16 protein-coding genes are annotated in these 15,755 nt (G+C 32.1%); 5 read left to right on the plus strand and 11 right to left on the minus strand.

The features are described from left to right. Positions 1-39: 39 nt before the first annotated feature. The 3 genes from MR041_RS12075 to MR041_RS12085 all read right to left on the minus strand — a co-directional run bounded on the left by MR041_RS12075 (position 40) and on the right by MR041_RS12085 (position 2,425). Positions 40-750, minus strand: coding sequence for a membrane or secreted protein (locus MR041_RS12075; RefSeq protein WP_242094282.1), 711 nt, complete (start codon positions 748-750; stop codon positions 40-42). Positions 751-962: 212 nt separating this feature from the next. Next, positions 963-1,625, minus strand: a complete 663-nt coding sequence (locus MR041_RS12080; protein WP_242094284.1) for a CPBP family intramembrane glutamic endopeptidase — start codon at positions 1,623-1,625, stop codon at positions 963-965. Positions 1,626-1,852: 227 nt separating this feature from the next. Then, entirely contained in the window at positions 1,853-2,425 is a 573-nt protein-coding gene (locus MR041_RS12085; protein WP_242094286.1) for a hypothetical protein, read from the minus strand. A 463-nt stretch (positions 2,426-2,888) separates the two neighbouring features. On the opposite strand from MR041_RS12085, the gene MR041_RS12090 reads away from it, so the two are divergent. Further along, positions 2,889-3,674: an FkbM family methyltransferase gene (locus MR041_RS12090; protein WP_242094289.1), complete on the plus strand. Its 786-nt coding sequence runs from the start codon at positions 2,889-2,891 to the stop codon at positions 3,672-3,674. Positions 3,675-4,220: 546 nt separating this feature from the next. On the opposite strand, the gene MR041_RS12095 is transcribed toward MR041_RS12090, so the two are convergent. After that, on the minus strand, positions 4,221-4,625 hold the full coding sequence (locus MR041_RS12095) for a hypothetical protein (RefSeq protein ID WP_242094291.1): 405 nt from the start codon (positions 4,623-4,625) through the stop codon (positions 4,221-4,223). Positions 4,626-4,833: 208 nt separating this feature from the next. Further along, a complete protein-coding gene (locus MR041_RS12100; protein ID WP_242094293.1) occupies positions 4,834-6,063 on the minus strand; it encodes a PDDEXK family nuclease in 1,230 nt (409 codons plus the stop codon). Positions 6,064-6,788: 725 nt separating this feature from the next. Between MR041_RS12100 and MR041_RS12105 the strand changes: the two genes are divergently transcribed. Further along, positions 6,789-7,652 (plus strand): tellurite resistance TerB family protein, encoded by an 864-nt coding sequence (locus tag MR041_RS12105; protein ID WP_242094295.1) that lies wholly within the window; start codon positions 6,789-6,791, stop codon positions 7,650-7,652. Here MR041_RS12105 and MR041_RS12110 read toward each other — a convergent pair. Together MR041_RS12110 and MR041_RS12115 are read right to left on the minus strand one after the other, a co-directional pair. Next, complete coding sequence (locus MR041_RS12110; protein WP_242094297.1) at positions 7,649-7,864, minus strand: hypothetical protein; 216 nt, start codon at positions 7,862-7,864, stop codon at positions 7,649-7,651. The two genes, MR041_RS12105 and MR041_RS12110, sit on opposite strands and share 4 nt — an antisense overlap. Before the next feature lie 212 nt (positions 7,865-8,076). After that, positions 8,077-8,709: a hypothetical protein gene (locus MR041_RS12115; RefSeq protein WP_242094299.1), complete on the minus strand. Its 633-nt coding sequence runs from the start codon at positions 8,707-8,709 to the stop codon at positions 8,077-8,079. 284 nt (positions 8,710-8,993) lie between these two features. Between MR041_RS12115 and MR041_RS12120 the strand changes: the two genes are divergently transcribed. From MR041_RS12120 to MR041_RS12130, 3 genes are read left to right on the plus strand one after another with little or no spacing between them, the layout of a single operon-like run. Next, positions 8,994-9,737: a hypothetical protein gene (locus MR041_RS12120; RefSeq protein ID WP_242094301.1), complete on the plus strand. Its 744-nt coding sequence runs from the start codon at positions 8,994-8,996 to the stop codon at positions 9,735-9,737. A 12-nt stretch (positions 9,738-9,749) separates the two neighbouring features. Then, positions 9,750-10,418: a hypothetical protein gene (locus MR041_RS12125; RefSeq protein WP_242094303.1), complete on the plus strand. Its 669-nt coding sequence runs from the start codon at positions 9,750-9,752 to the stop codon at positions 10,416-10,418. A gap of 19 nt (positions 10,419-10,437) precedes the next feature. Further along, entirely contained in the window at positions 10,438-11,922 is a 1,485-nt protein-coding gene (locus MR041_RS12130) for a DUF2779 domain-containing protein (RefSeq protein WP_242094305.1), read from the plus strand. Positions 11,923-12,029: 107 nt separating this feature from the next. Here MR041_RS12130 and MR041_RS12135 read toward each other — a convergent pair whose 3' ends face one another. From MR041_RS12135 to MR041_RS12150, 4 genes are all read right to left on the minus strand, one after another. Beyond that, positions 12,030-13,223 carry a protein NO VEIN domain-containing protein gene (locus MR041_RS12135; RefSeq protein WP_242094307.1) on the minus strand — a complete coding sequence of 398 codons (1,194 nt, stop codon included), beginning with the start codon at positions 13,221-13,223 and terminating at the stop codon, positions 12,030-12,032. A gap of 80 nt (positions 13,224-13,303) precedes the next feature. Continuing rightward, entirely contained in the window at positions 13,304-14,563 is a 1,260-nt protein-coding gene (locus tag MR041_RS12140) for a site-specific integrase (RefSeq protein ID WP_242094309.1), read from the minus strand. Continuing rightward, complete coding sequence (locus MR041_RS12145; RefSeq protein ID WP_242094311.1) at positions 14,560-14,868, minus strand: hypothetical protein; 309 nt, start codon at positions 14,866-14,868, stop codon at positions 14,560-14,562. Before MR041_RS12145 ends, MR041_RS12140 begins: the two co-directional genes overlap by 4 nt. A 42-nt stretch (positions 14,869-14,910) precedes the next feature. Further along, on the minus strand, positions 14,911-15,633 hold the full coding sequence (locus MR041_RS12150) for a DUF5131 family protein (RefSeq protein WP_242094313.1): 723 nt from the start codon (positions 15,631-15,633) through the stop codon (positions 14,911-14,913). Between the last annotated feature and the right edge of the window lie 122 nt (positions 15,634-15,755).

Raw genomic sequence — 15,755 nt, forward strand, 5'->3', positions numbered from 1 at the left:
GACTATGGTGGTGGGGTGGGGGTATTTAATAAAATAACATTATTCTCTTTTACTCCATATTTCATGGATTGGTTCACCTTTACTCGACAGTCCTGAATGGTGCCAATTACCATCTACTAAATCATAATCAAATTTTAAGCTAGCCCCCACTCGGGAATCATCCCTTGAAAAGAATTCAATATTTTCGCCATATTCTCCGTTGGTGGTTGTATAAGTTCCACCTCCTGTTCCCATAAATTGTTTGGTTTCTGTATTATAAGCGATCCATTGAAAACGAGTTCCGGATAAGATTTTCATGGTTTTTCTAGGTCTACTTGTATCAATCATTTGTGTTTTGCCATCTCTTACGCGACCAGAAAATAACCATGTACCTTGTAATTTTCCGGGCTCACCATGATCTATTCTTTTATACGTCCGATCCCGACCCACGATTCCCATGACAGAGTCGTTTATAAACACTTTAAAACTCACTTCTTTACCCACCTTATCAGGATATTTTGAGTCGAATTCTACTGTTTCGGTCATCGTATCGCCGGTTAATTTCCAGGTTCCACCCTCGGTCCTTATAAACTTACCTGTTTTTGAGTCGTGGGTTGCAATGACCTGGTAACCGTCCCCGAAAATAACAACACTTTTAAGTGGATCTCCATTTTCAGACTTGTGATAACTTTCCCAGGCCCCGATAAAACTTTGAGCATTAAGTCCTGCAGATAAGCATGCACAAATGAGTAGTACAGTTATTTTTTTCATGAGTTTATAGTTTTAAAATTTTATATCTACAAAAATGGGAATCTATTGGTTAATCATAATGAAGCACAACAAACGGATAAAAACACTAGTGTATTTATCCATTATGTATTAAAGATAAGCTCTACAAGCTAATTATCATAATAATGTTTCCTTTCTTACCAAACAAAAAATGTAACGGTGGTGGGTTTTTTGATAAACTATAATCACCAAGGTTAGGCCAATCCAAAGTAAAAGCTGAGTATACCAAGGGTATTAAAAAAGCCATGTAGCATAATCATAAACCACAAATCGTATTTGCGCATGTAGAATATTATGGACAAGATTGCTCCCATTGATGCTGCAACAAGTTGCCCGGTAATTCCTTGCTGCATGTGCATATATCCGAAAAAGCTACAAAATATCAGAATATTAATGACAAGACTGATTTTGCTTTCTCCAAAGAATTTAAAAAACTGTCGCATAAAATAACCTCGAAAAATAATTTCTTCTCCAAATCCTGCTGTAGCCCACACTATTAATAACCAGACGATGGTGACTTGAAGATTTCCTTCCAATTGTCTCATGCTTGAATAATCAATAGGCACTCCTGTTAGCATCTCAATACCGGGAACCATTATAGTGACATAGAAAACAAAGAGTCCTATTGCTGCCAATGGAGCAAGTACAAGGAGATTTTTTACATTGAATTTTTCTTTTTGAAAACCAAGTACTGAAAAAGGTTTTCCATTGTATTCAATATAATTAGCTATAATTATGATGATAGAGATAATTATATTTTCAAAAGGTGTTCTGGTGATTGGCCCAAAGTACATGAAACAAATAATGGCCAGGGTGACTAATGGAATTACTATTTGTTTAAGCGTTAATTTATTCATCTTAAATTCAGTTCAGCAGTCTCTTAAGTTTGTTTGCCATCATCCGGATAAACACATGAGTGTCTTAATCTATTAAGTTTAAAGATAAGTCCTACAAATCATTTATCATAAAAATGTTTCCTTGCTTACCAAACAAAAAATGTAAAGGTGGTGGGTTTTTGCTGTCACTATTTATTATTTTCTTTGAAAATACAGTTTCATATTTTTCTAAACCCATAAATAAATTTTCACTTTATTCTTATCTCCTTAACAAATGATGAAATAGGCAATGCAAAAACTTTTTCACTATGAAATAAGAAAATGACCTCCTTGGTTTTTCCAATTAGCTTACCAGTTTTTATTTCATTGTTGCTTAGTGTAATTGTAATATCCTTTTGGTTAATTATTTTTTCTTTGGTGTATTTTCCATAATAATCAGCGGATAATAATAGATAGAGAAAGAGAGATACAATAAATAGTAGCGATTTATATAATTTGAACCACTTTTTTTTGGCAAAACCAAAATTAGCTCTGCAATAAGATTTCGGCCCTTTCCTTTGCCATAACGAATCCAAATAAAAAATTATGAAGACAAATACAGACGATATGGTTGCAAAAAGGAGTATATACAAATCTGAAAATGGCGCAATTAAAAAATCGAAAATATCTCCATAATAAAAAATGTTTATATCAAACTGAGCATATTTTTGATAATTAAAAAGCATTCCTATTCCAACAGCAATTACATAAGAAATCGTGATAGCTGTTTGTATTTCTCTTATTATTAATTCGTAAACGTACTTTATTAAACCTTCTTTCATTTCTATTAATTTGCTGACAATACACAGTGTTAGTATTTTCAGGGGGTTAAGTAAACAATAAATAACTAAATCTTTTTTATTAGCATTAAACTGAGATAGTTTTGAGATTTTAGAATTATTTGGACATCATTTTAATCTAATGGATTTCCAATATTACTTCATTAACCAAACCTTTTTTATATAGCTGTATTATTTCTACTGAATTCCTTTTTTATTTTAATATCATTTTCAACCTAAAGATTTATCATTAAATAAATGATATTATTTTCCACCCACAATAGAGATTTTAAAATTAAAGACTTATTTTTATGAATGAAAATTCTTCCTTTAAAAGTAAAATATTTGTCAAAATCAAAGATAAATTAGAGTTGTTCATTTTACAATCTGTGGACACCGAATAAATAAGAATTTCCTTTTTAAGAAATAATAATATCGTAATTTTTGTGGGTAACATAATTTTCTAATGAAAAAAATATCTAAATATTTAAAAGGCATCCCATACTTATATAACTTATTAAGATTCTTTTATAAAAAAATATACCCAGATAAAAATAATGTAAGTTATTGGATAAAGAAGTACATACCAAATCGAGATATTCAAGTATTGCAAATTGGTTCTAATGATGGAGTTAGTGGAGACCCATTAAATAAATTAATTAAAAAAAATTATAAATGGAATGTTTTATTTGTAGAACCAATTCCTTCTTTATTTGAAAAACTAAAAGTCAATTATGGTTTAGATAAAAGGTATAAATTCGAGAACGCAGGCATTAATAAAGATGGTAAACCTCAAAAATTCTATAGAATAGGAGATGAAGCATTTGATAAAATTATTAATCTGTCGGAAGATTATAAACAAATAGGTTCTTTCTCGAGAGAACAAGTGAAAAAATTATCGTCTGAAGAAGTAAAAAATTATATAGAAGAATTGGATGTAACCTGTATGAATTTGGACGAATTATTAAATAAGCATAAAATAAAGACTCTAGATTTGGTACAAATAGATGCTGAAGGATATGATTGGAAGATTTTATCACAACTAAATTTGGAAATTTTTAAACCAGAAATGATAATATTTGAAGTGCTAAATTTATTAGAGATCGAAAAAAAACAAGCACTTAATTTTTTAAAGAATAGCTATTATATTTTTCATATGAGGATAGATTACATATGCGTTAGAAAAGATAAGTTTAAAAAAAGAGATTTATCTGCGTTGGCCCATAGACAGATAAATTTAAGCACTGACTGAAATAAAAAAAATTATACTGGGTGTAAGAAGTAGGTTTTTACTTTAAAATATATAAATTTGCAAGGGTTTTTAACTCAGTGTTTTATTTTAAAAGAAAATTCCCTGAAAAACCTGCAAAAACCAATAATACATTCTACCGGGATGTAGCCCCGCCTGTACGTGTTCACTCGGCCGGGTCAGTTGGCAATCGTTTGATTCGTGCCTTTTAGGCACTGTTCGGGAAAGCGAAAGTGAAAGACTTAAAATTAAATTGGGGATGTAGCTCAGTTGGCTAGAGCGCTTGACTGGCAGTCGGGACTGGTCGCCCTTATCACTTCATACAATCCCAGTAATAGCAAGGCTTTTCAGAGAATTAGAATTTTTAAAAATGTTGGTGGTGGACTATAGTGGTGGGTTTTTTGAAAATAGAATTTGCTTTCGAGAATAGATTTTCAACTTCACATTATCACCCATTTTACTAAATCAGTTGAGGAAATGTAATTTTTGGAATATGATAAGAGAAAGTAATTAATTACGGCCATTGTTGTGCTTCCTTATTTTGTAAGTTCAATTTCCATTTGGTAATGTAACTATTTTTCTGTTTTCTGTTGTTAACCAATAATCTGCTCCAAAAAATTCATCACTAACGTCAAATTCATAAGGTAGTTCCTTTTCAGTTAAACTTTCAACCATTTGACTATACCATTGTTGATATTCATCGTTTTTGCCTTTGCATTGTTCAAGAAAGCTGATGTTTTCCATAATAAATAAATCAGCCAATTCTTGAGGTGATAATTTAATTTCTACTTGCAAATTATAATTTCCCTTATTGTGAATCCATTTAGAAGCAGCTATAGGCTCATTTTGTTTTTTTTGGTCAATAAATTCGCAACGCCAAGTTAATCCAGTTGGTGAAATATATGGAATCACTCTTAAATTACCATAACCACGTTTATGTAACTCTTTTACCATAAACAAAAGTTTTTGCATATTTCCATAATAAAAATTACTGTGCATTTGTATTTTTTTAATATAATCTTACGACCATTTTCGGGCAATATAACATCCAACAATAAAGTAAATGCTTATTACGTGATTACGAAGTAGTCACTAGTCAAATGACCGACATGTTTAATAATAGTCCATAAGTTCAATTTTAGCAAATAATCCATTATTACCTTTATATAATGTTAGCAATAGCCTCACTTTTTTTAATTATTAAATCTTTATACTTTTCTACTTCAGCCATAAATTCATTATAAACCAATCTTAAATCCTTTAAATTGCTATTTCTATTCCAAAAGTCTTTGTGCTTAAGGTCTTGCTGAATATTTGGTAATAATTTTGCCGTTTTAGTGACATATTCACTTGATAAATTATAGTCAAGTCCGAGCCTTTTTAATTGGGTTCCAGACCAACCTATATAAAACATCCCTTTTCTGTCAACTACAAACATTGTTATTTTTTGTCCACTTCCATTTGGGTCTAGAATTTTGACCGAAAAACTCCCAGAATTCCAATCAATATGGTAGCCGCTTTTTATAGCCTGTTCCAATATTTGTTTTGCAAAAACTGCCGTTTCAGAGTCAGTGTTATTTTCAAGTTCATCAAAAAAGTCAACTTCAGTTATAGTTGTTCGGGTATTAGTATTTGAGTTTTTAGGTTCTGAAAAATTACTTTCTACTTTTACTATTGAATTTGTACTGTTCTCAATTTTTATTATCGCTCTAGTAATTTCTTTAGTCCTTGTAATTAGGTTAGGAACAACAATATAACTTTCATCAGTTATAGCTTTGTAAACTTGCAGTTCAACAAGCCCAAGTGTGAACAAAAGTTGAGCTGAATTTGAAAGATAATCAACCATATCTTCAACGCTTTCCCTTATTCCATCACCAACGATTAAAAGTAAAAACCTTCCTCGTTTTAAATTTCTTTCAATATTATCAATTAACTTGGCTTCATATTCTTCATCTAACTCCTCGAGTTCTCGAATAGCTTCAATAATTCCTTTATTTTCTGAATTTCTATTCTTAACTTCTGAATTCAATTTGTCAAAAGTCCAATTTGTCAAGTCTTTAGCGTAGTCAATAATTTGTCCAACTACTTCTCGTTTTGCTTCTGGATTTCTCCAAAGTTTTGTTTCTACTATAGTTAAATACCCGTCAGAAGAGATAAATAAATTATCAATAAAACCTACACTTGTTGAAATTTCTCTACCAAGAGGAATTAATGGTGTAAATCCGATTTCTAGATTGTCAACGGGAAGGATTTGAGGGTTTTCAAAAATTAATTTTTGTATCCATTCTTCTTGAAATAATTTTTCAGTTAAGGGAATTCGCTCTAATTTTTGTGTATTAGAATTTGAAATAAAAAATGGTATTCCTTGGCTTCTATTTCCTTTTTCAATCATTTGTGTTTCGTTCAGTAATTGGTGGTTTCTTATAATTAAGCACAACAACTAGATAAACACATTATGTTTATTTATAAGATTTTAAAGATAAGCCCTACAAATTATTTATCATAATAAATTTAGTTCCGAGACCAAATAAAAATAAAATGGTGGTGGACTAAGGTGGTGGGTTTTTTTAATAAAAGGCGTTACTAACTAACAATAGATTCTCCACATTACACAATCACAGATGTTTCTTTAGATAGGGGATTCTAAGTCTTAACATATATTAGATTTTATTGTATTACCTTTAGGATTATATATTGACGAACAAAACAACGATTATTGTTTTTCATGAGTTGAATCGGGATGAAAACTTTTTAGTTGATAAAAAGCTTGTCAATGAGAAGATTGCTTCGACCAATCCTTTCCAACTTGCCAAATATCAAATAAAGGTCAAAAAAGATTCTATTATAGTTAGGAACATAGCACTTGCATTAAATAGAAATTTGAAAGGAAAAAGACATTCTGAAATAGTGAAAGGCTAACAATGCATAAAAATAATGCGTAAGTTTATTCCTCAATCCCAGACTAATGCTTGTTTACTTTCATCTGATTTTCCTCATCCGAAAATCCTCACATGCGTAAAAGCTAGTTCTTTTTTTGACTATTTTAGCGCAAGAGCAAGGCAACAGCAGGTTTTACAAATCGTTGCCTTGAATACTTAAAAAATCATATCAAATTAAATGAAGTTTGCAGAACACATACAAATTGGAAAAACACTTTTAGAAAAAAAGGACAAACTGTCTTTGAAAAGAGCGCTATTTGAATTCATAAAAGCTGATGAATTAGCTGATGGCATAGAAATGGCGAAGCCACAAACACTTTATTATTTGGCATTGTCGAATTATTGGTTGGGTAATATTATTTTAGCATACCAATTAGCGAAAAAAGCTGAACAAAGTATCGATACTGCAATAAATAGTAGCTCGCTAAATTTCAAGGATATGAGAGCTAATTTGGGAGAAAATTATATTACCGACTTAATATTGAATATAGAACAACAATTTCCTACACTTATTAATTCAATATCAATTGAAAATTTAGAATTTAATCCACATGAAATAGATTTTACTATGTTAGACCAAATGAACAATTTTGAAAGTTCCAATGACTCTCAACAACCATTATCCCAAGACAAACTTTCAAATCAGTTGACTACGGTAGAAAAATTGGATAAGTATGTAAAAGAATCTTTATCTGACAATCAGAAAAGAGCAATTTTATTCGGTTTAATTTTAATTGCTCGAGCAGATGGGGAAGTTCACAATAATGAAATGAATTTTTTAAATCAAATGGCTGATTTATTGAATTATGATATTTACGATTATCAGTTTAGACAATTCCAATCTTTGGGTGCTGACAATTTACTGGAAACCTTAAACACATTAGATTTGAAACAAAAAGACTGGTTTATATTCACTGCATTTACAATGATGAATGCGGATTTCAAAACCACCAGTGAAGAGAATCATTTAATCCGAGTAATATTTGAGAAAATGGGAATTACAAGCCAAATGTTAGATGAAAGTATCGCAAGACTTGGCTAAAATAAAAGCACTAAATATCGAGATTGTTCAAGTTTTTGTCCTATTTGAGTATATAGTCTCCATATATTACGAGCTTTTTTTTCAATATAACCTTCATTAGATTTGAAATCATATGAAATTGGATAATAATTTGTTCCTAAAAGTTGTTTGCCATTTTGGTCTTTTACAAAGGCTACATTTTTGATACCATCTTTCACAACAAACAAATTCATAATCTTTTTGTTTTTATTTTAGTTACATTTTCATCGGTCCAATATAGTTCATTGAACTTTTCAAGAAAATCTATCGTACTTTTAAAATGTTGTCTGTCAACATAAATTTCTAATTCCTTTAAACTTATTATCATAATAATGTTTCCTTTCTAACCATATAAAAATATACTGGTGGTGGGTTATTTCATATAAGGAGTTGGTATGGTCTGGGGTTAGATGTTTTTATTGAAACCTCTGTTTTTCCGAATCCTTTTATGTCCAGAAGTATTTTTTAATGCCTCTTTATAGGATTCAATGAAAGCTTGCTTCAATAAGTCAATGAATGACAAACTTGAAGTGGTTGAATCTTGATGTAATTTATTATTTATTAGCCCTACTTGCTTCGGTTGAACAGAATTTAAATCCATACTCTGTTTCTCATCTATGATATTTTCTATTTCACGAACATTTAATAATTCTTCATATTCCTTTAAACTAAGGTTTATTTGAATATCAAGTATTATTTCAATAAGCTTTATAAGTTTCTCTCTGTAATGGTTTAAATCTGCCTCAGTCAACCTATCTTCCTGTGGATGACACCATTTATTAAAAAAATCATAAAGCAACACAAATTTAGTTTCAATTTTAGATTTAAAAAGCTTTAAGTCTTTTTGAATCATAGACATATAATCTTGTTTTCTGTAATGTTCTTTAAAATCTAGTTCGAAATAGTAATATAAAATTTCTTCAAGTTTTAACCTAAAAAGAAATGCCTTGGCTTCGATTGGGCATTCTAAATTGACAATATCGCTGAGTTTTGCCCCAATATCATTTTTCCAAGTATTTTGGTATTTTGAATTATCCATAATAATTAGTTTATCTTAAAACCACGATGTAACCTTTGTTGTATTTATCGCCAATTTGATATTTGAATTTGTGAGATTTCAAACATTCAACTACGATATTTTTCATTTTATCTGAATTTCCAGTAATTATCTTTAGAGGAAAAGAATTTTGATGGCATAAAACATAATTTTCTACCAAATCCTTTATCTGAGGATAATTTTTTGAATGTAAATCAAGAGGCCTTTCCTTAAAATAAAGGTTATTCATATTAATAATTTCACGAAATTGTGTAAAATTTAAAATTATGGAACATTCTAAATTAGTCGAATACCTTTTAAAAATACAAAATTCCGACCTATCAATTGACTTCGCTAAGAATATTGAAAAGGAGATTTTGTCATTTGGTCCAATTCATCCAGCCTTAAATTACCAACTAGCTGTTATTCATATTAATAATGGTTTACATGAAATTGGCTATAAAAAATATAAATCTATTATCAGAGATGAAATCGAAAGTGGCTTTGAAAATTATAATACATCACTTTCAGATTCAGCGGGAATGTCCGCTGCCTATTTGCTTCTAAATTTATATAGTCAAAACAAGGACGATAGTGGTAAGTATGATTTGTTTTTGTTTGCATATATGTATTTAAGTAATCATATAAAAATAGGTGGCAACATAATGTGTGATAGTTTTAAAAATCGAGCATATATAACTGATAAGTTTTCGAATTTTCTTCAAGGTCTGGGTGTAAAATATTTAGGGTCATATTCATTTATTCCAATACCTTGTACAATTGGCGACTATTATTATGCTGCGGTAGGATACAATGAATATGGGGCAACAGCAAGTTTAAATGAGTGTATTGAAAGAGCGGGTTATTTACATAGATATTTGGACGATATTATGATAAATGGTAAAGATGCCAATGAATATAATTTAGTTGAGATGGCAAAACTAGGCAGACAAAGAAGCGATTTGCTCTTCAGTGAAATCCCTGATTTGGATGTAATTAATGGCGACAAATTAGTTGAGTTGTTGAAATAAAATTTCGTTTAAATGATTAATATAAACGAACTTTTCAATTTATTGGATGATTGGAAAAATCTACCATCATATCAACTTGAACGGATAGTGGATGTTTTCTTTGCACTGCACCTCAAAGAAATCCTACTTGGGATATGTGCTTCCGAAATCGATTATATAATCCCTGAGTTCCCGATAAGAAAGGGTAGCTTACCTCAAAACGGTGAGTTTAACATCAATCCAGCGAAGAATGGGAACCAATCATTTAAGATTGACTATCTGGCTTATTCAAAAAGCGAAGACCTCGTTTATTTCATAGAGTTGAAGACTGAGATGAGTTCACGAAACCAAAAACAGGATTGGTATTTGGAAAGCGCAAGGGAATTGGGGATGTATAGAATTCTAGAAGACCTAAGACAAATTTATAAGGCTACCAATAGTAAGGGAAGAAAGAAATATTTCTACCTGTTGGATAAATTGAACAGGTTAGATTGGATTAAAGGCTGTGACAAAAATTTTAGAATTTTGAAATCTCCCCAGAATATTGAAATAGTATATATTCAACCTACAATTACAGAAAATGATAAGAACACCAAACAAATTATATCATTCGAACAAATATGCAATGTTCTGAAAGAGGATGGTACTGAACCAATAACAGAACGTTTCTTGGAATCCCTAAAAAAATGGGGGATGAGATAAATGAGATAACAATAATGATATGGAAAAGGCTGTTCTTTCAAAATCAACGTTCATAAGGGGACTTCAATGTGAAAAGTCAATGTATCTCTACAAACATCATTATGGCCTGAAGGATGAGGTTTCACCTCAACTTCAGGCAATCTTCACACAGGGGACCAATGTTGGTTTATTGGCTCAGGAACTTTTTCCGAATGGTGTGGATGCTTCGCCTCCCGACCATTTTAAAATGCAAGAATCTGTATTTAAGACCAAAGAATACATAGAAAATGGGGAATCGATAATCTATGAGGCCACTTTTCAATTCAATGGTGTTCTTGCTGCACTTGATATTCTGGTTAAAGATGAAAATGGATGGAAAGCCTATGAGGTAAAAAGCTCAACCAGCGTTTCTGATGTCTACATAAATGATGCAGCCATTCAGTATTACACCATATTAAATTCTGGGGTGGACCTCAGGGATATTTCCATTGTTTACATTAACAATCAATATGTGAAGAGCGGTGATGTTGATGTTCATGAACTTTTCACTATTGAGTCTGTTTATGGCAAAGTTCAAGAGGTTATTCCTGGAATACCTAACCGAATTGAGCGCTTCAAGCAAGTGATTAATCAGGATGGGGTCCCAGATATTGACATAGGACCACATTGTTCTAAACCATACGATTGTGATTTCAAGGGGTATTGCTGGAGCCATATTCCTGACTATTCCATATTCAACATTTCTCGATTAAGCATCAAGAGGAAGTTTGAGCTATATCAGAAAGGGGTTGTATCCTTTCATGAGATTGATTTGGAAGTAACGTCATTCAATACCAGTCAACTATTACAGGTCACCAGTGAACTTGATAATCAAACCTATATCGATAGACCCAGAATCTATGCATTTTTGGAAGATTTGAATTCTCCGCTCCATTTCTTGGATTTTGAGACAATGGCAACCGCCATACCGATTTATGACAATAGCAGACCATACCAGCAGTTGGTATTTCAGTATTCGCTCCATATTCAAAGCGAACATGGAGATTTAAAACATTGTGAGTATCTGGCTGAGGCAAATCCAGACATAGACCCTAGAAAGGCCTTTGTCAAACAATTGATAAGTGACTGTTCCGATGAAGGGGATATCCTTGTATACAATATTGGTTTTGAAAGGGGGAAGTTATGTGATTTAATGCAGTTATATCCAGAGTTCAGTGAGGAACTCGGGAATATAGTGGGAAGGTTAAAGGACCTGATGTTACCATTTCAGAATAAGTGGTATTATACTCCAGAAATGAAAGGCCGTTATTCGATAAAGGCGGTACTACCAGCATTGGTCCCAGAGCTGTCTTACAATGAATTGGAAATAGGTGACGGGGGCCTGGCCAGTTACACATTTACCCAAATGGTCTTAGGTCAATTTGAAGGGGATTATCAAAGTTCAAGGAAAGCGTTGATGGAATATTGTAAGATGGACACATTTGCCATGGTCAAGATTCTTGAAAAGCTCCAAAAGGTTTTATAGAATTATTTTGTGTCCAAAAGAAAATATAATAACGGGGATTTATCATACAATAAAATTATCACTGTTCCTGATGTTTTCTCTGTTATCCTTAATAATACTTATATTCCTTAATCCTTTAAATCCACTTTATAATTTACTGGAGTATGGCAAATATTGGTAAGTGGACCTTTTATTTTCAATATTTTTGCTTTTTCGGATTCCTCATTATATTCATAAACACGATATAAAAAGTAATTGTCCTTTTCAATAATACTCTTTTCAAGTTCATTTCTTGTCACATAGAATGTCGAGTTTTTACTTCCTTTGGTTGTTTTTACTTCAATATATTTTGGGTTGCCATTCAATCCATATGATAAGATGTCATAGCCCAATCCATCCCCTTTATTCTTTGCTACGTGTTTGACCTTTTTTGATAAATTATTCTTTCCATTCAACTCCAAGAACATTTTTTCCTGTTTATAGACCCATATCTCACCCAAATCTCCTATCCTTTTGTTTTCAATATTGTTTTGTATATGGTTGATAATGCTTGGTCTAAAGCTTATTTCATCAACTTTGGCAATCAAATCAGTGGAAGAAACCTCGTCCACAGATATTATTTCAGCAAGTGGGTCCTGATTCGACTTTATACTGTCAAAATGTTCTGCAACTGCATAAATGAAGTCCTGGGTCAAAATATTGTAATTTTTATCCCTATAACAATTCTCATCGAGCCTATTTTCATGTAGGGTCAATAATTCTTGGTCCTTCTCAATTTCAAACCTAAGTAGTTCGCATAAATTTTGAAACAAACCTATATTTTCTACCCTTCCAGCTACAGGTCTGTGAGCATATTCTATTTTTTCAGCAAATTTCTTGAACATCCCGAACTTATAGAAGAAATATCTTTCGGGATACATAAGGGTAAGATACACTATTATCGCCCTATGGTCCTGATAATGATTTATCTTCTCTGGGAACACCTTATTACTTAATATTCCGAAATCATTACGGAAATTTTCAATTCTTTCTAAAAGGTCAAAATCTTCATCATAAAGCAAACGAAACATATCCCTGACCTGTTCGGGAGATACTTCAATGTTCTCAAGAAGCAGCTGTTTGGGAAAATATAAACGAGAGTCGAGCAGATTCCCAGATTTACTGAGGGAAGTTTCTACATTGGAATAAAAGTTGACTGAATCAATATCAAAATTTTCTTGGAATTGCTTTATTGCATGCCACTTATAGATTTCCTGGTAATGGATGGTCTCAAACTCCCATTTGTATTTTTCAATATATGACTTTACTAATTTGATGTTCATGAATGTAGTTTTTTGAAAAGTTAGTTGGGTGTTTTATAGTTTATCTAAAAGTAAAAAATAATGTTCACTGATAAGATAACTTACGAATCAAATATCCTCATGGTCAATCCCTTGGCAACGACCTCAGCATCAACATAATGTTTATTCACTATTTTCATGCTACCATGGGATGTGAGTTCAATTACACTATCGCCAACTTTTTTATTTAGATAGGAAATATATGTTTTTCTTAGCACCTTAAACTGCTTGAGCTTATTATCTGGAAAAGCTTGCATATAATAATGACTGAATCCTCTAGAAAGAGCGGACATTATTGTGGCATGTTTAACTTTTCTATTTGGAGCAAGAATGAATAAGTCACTATCCTTGAAATCTTCATAGCCTAATTCCATAAGAAATTCCATTAAATCTGGGCCCACAGGTATAAATTTCTTTTTAAACCTCTTACCTGTCATCCTTTCAACCTTGAGGTTATCTGTTATAAACATCAAACAACCATTTTTTTCACTATGGTATAAATCACTCCATGATAAAGTAACGAGTTCCTCACGCCTCAAACCAGTTAATAGGGCCAATCTGAAACCATCTTTGAGATAGGGCCTGTAATTGTTTTTTACCTCTTGTCTTTTGCCGCCAAGTTGCTGGTATTGAGATTTGGTGTCTATGGCATCCAGAACTCCGTAGAACTCTACTTTTGATATGGATTCTGTATTATACTCTAAACTCTCAAAGCGCACCTTTTTAAAAGGGTTGCGCATTAGTATGCCCACTTGGTTTATCATGTGGTTTATAAACGCACTCATTATTTTTAATTTGGTAGAGTAACTACCCTCTGCATAGTTATCGATAACAAACTGATACCACAATCCGACATGGTTATCATTAAGGTTTTGAATTAACATAGTTTCCACATTAATATTGTTATCTCTTAAGACGTCCATGAATTGTTGTACATTTCTGATTATGTCTTTTAGGTGGTCATCAGTTATTTCATTTTTTAGATGTACAGGAACATCATCACCATGCTTAAACGCCAAGAACATATTGGAAGCTTCCAAAATAGATATGTTATCAGTGTCAATTTTATTACTGGAAGTGAAATTGTCAAGAACACCATTCTTTACATCCTGTTTAAACTGGATGGCAGACATTAGTGCTTCATCAAAGTCTCTAGTTTGATACATTTTGGCTTTTCTTCCATCTCCATTTGAAACTAATGATTTATAATGTTGGTTTTCACTGTGACTGCATATATCAATATTATAGTTGTACTGCTTTTTGCATTTTGTACAGTAAACTCGCAATCCATAATCATTCTTTTTTATTGTTAGGTTCATCATTTTATATATTTATAATTATTATATTTCTTGTTTCCTTTCTTAATTAATTTGGATTCGGGATATAGTTCCCTAATCGCTTTGACCATGCCTTTATTAGGGGTATTGGCTTCATAGATTTCGAACCACTTGTTCGGGTAGCTTAATCTTAGCTCTTCGACCAATAATTGTTGCCTTTTAAGTTCAAACGTAAATTGGCAAACAGCAGAACGCCCTCCTATAATTGAAATAGCAACATTATTATCGTGTAACCACTTTTTAGCAGACCTAGAATCCTTTAGACCTAGAATATCACAGACATCGGTCATTTTAAGGTAATTGATATTTATAAAAAGCAGTTGCACGATATTTTACTTGATTACCTCAACACTATTAGGAAATGTCTCGTACTTAACTCCATCTAATAGGTTTCCAGCCCTCTTTTTGTTCTTGCCGCCCCATTGCTTGAAGAAGAATGGAACATTAGCATTTTCACATTGGTTTTTAATATCGATTACCCATTCCTTATCCATTGGTCTGGCTTTAAATCCTGATTCACCGCCAACGATTACCCATTGGATACCGTTTAAATCCATATTGTATAATGGGCCAAGTAAGGGTTCCGCAGAGATGAACTTGGTTTTGGCTCCACATTTTTTTAGGTCATCCATTCGATGCAAAACCTCATCATCCTCAATGGATACTCCCATCCAAATGTTGTCTGTCCAAGTTAGCTTATTGCTAAGTTCAGCCAATCTTTCACTACGTTTTGTCAATATCTGATAGGTGTGCTGAGGTGTTTCGTTCATAGTCTGGAATACCTTTAGGATGAATTCCAAGGGGATATCTTTATGGAGCATATCGCTCATGCTATTAACGAACACCATTTTACCCTTTTTCCATTTTCTTGGTCTGTCGATTAAATCCTCATGCAATGTGAGCTTGAATGCATTTGGATATCTGGCATTACCCATTGCCTTAAGACGTTTAGCCATTATCTCGGCATAGCAGAACTTACAGCCTTTACTTACTTTGTCACATCCTGTGACTGGATTCCATGTGAACTCGGTCCACTCGATTTTTGATTTACTCATAATCTTTATCTTTTTATCGTTCATTTTTGGATATAGTTATCCACCCTCAGGACTTTCCTGAATTTTAAATAAATGATATTAAGGTTGTTGTGATATGCTCCAATCGTTCAGATTGGAGGTTA

Origin of the sequence: Aestuariivivens sediminicola (assembly GCF_022662015.1) — a bacterium.
GTDB classification, from domain to species: domain Bacteria; phylum Bacteroidota; class Bacteroidia; order Flavobacteriales; family Flavobacteriaceae; genus Aestuariivivens; species Aestuariivivens sediminicola.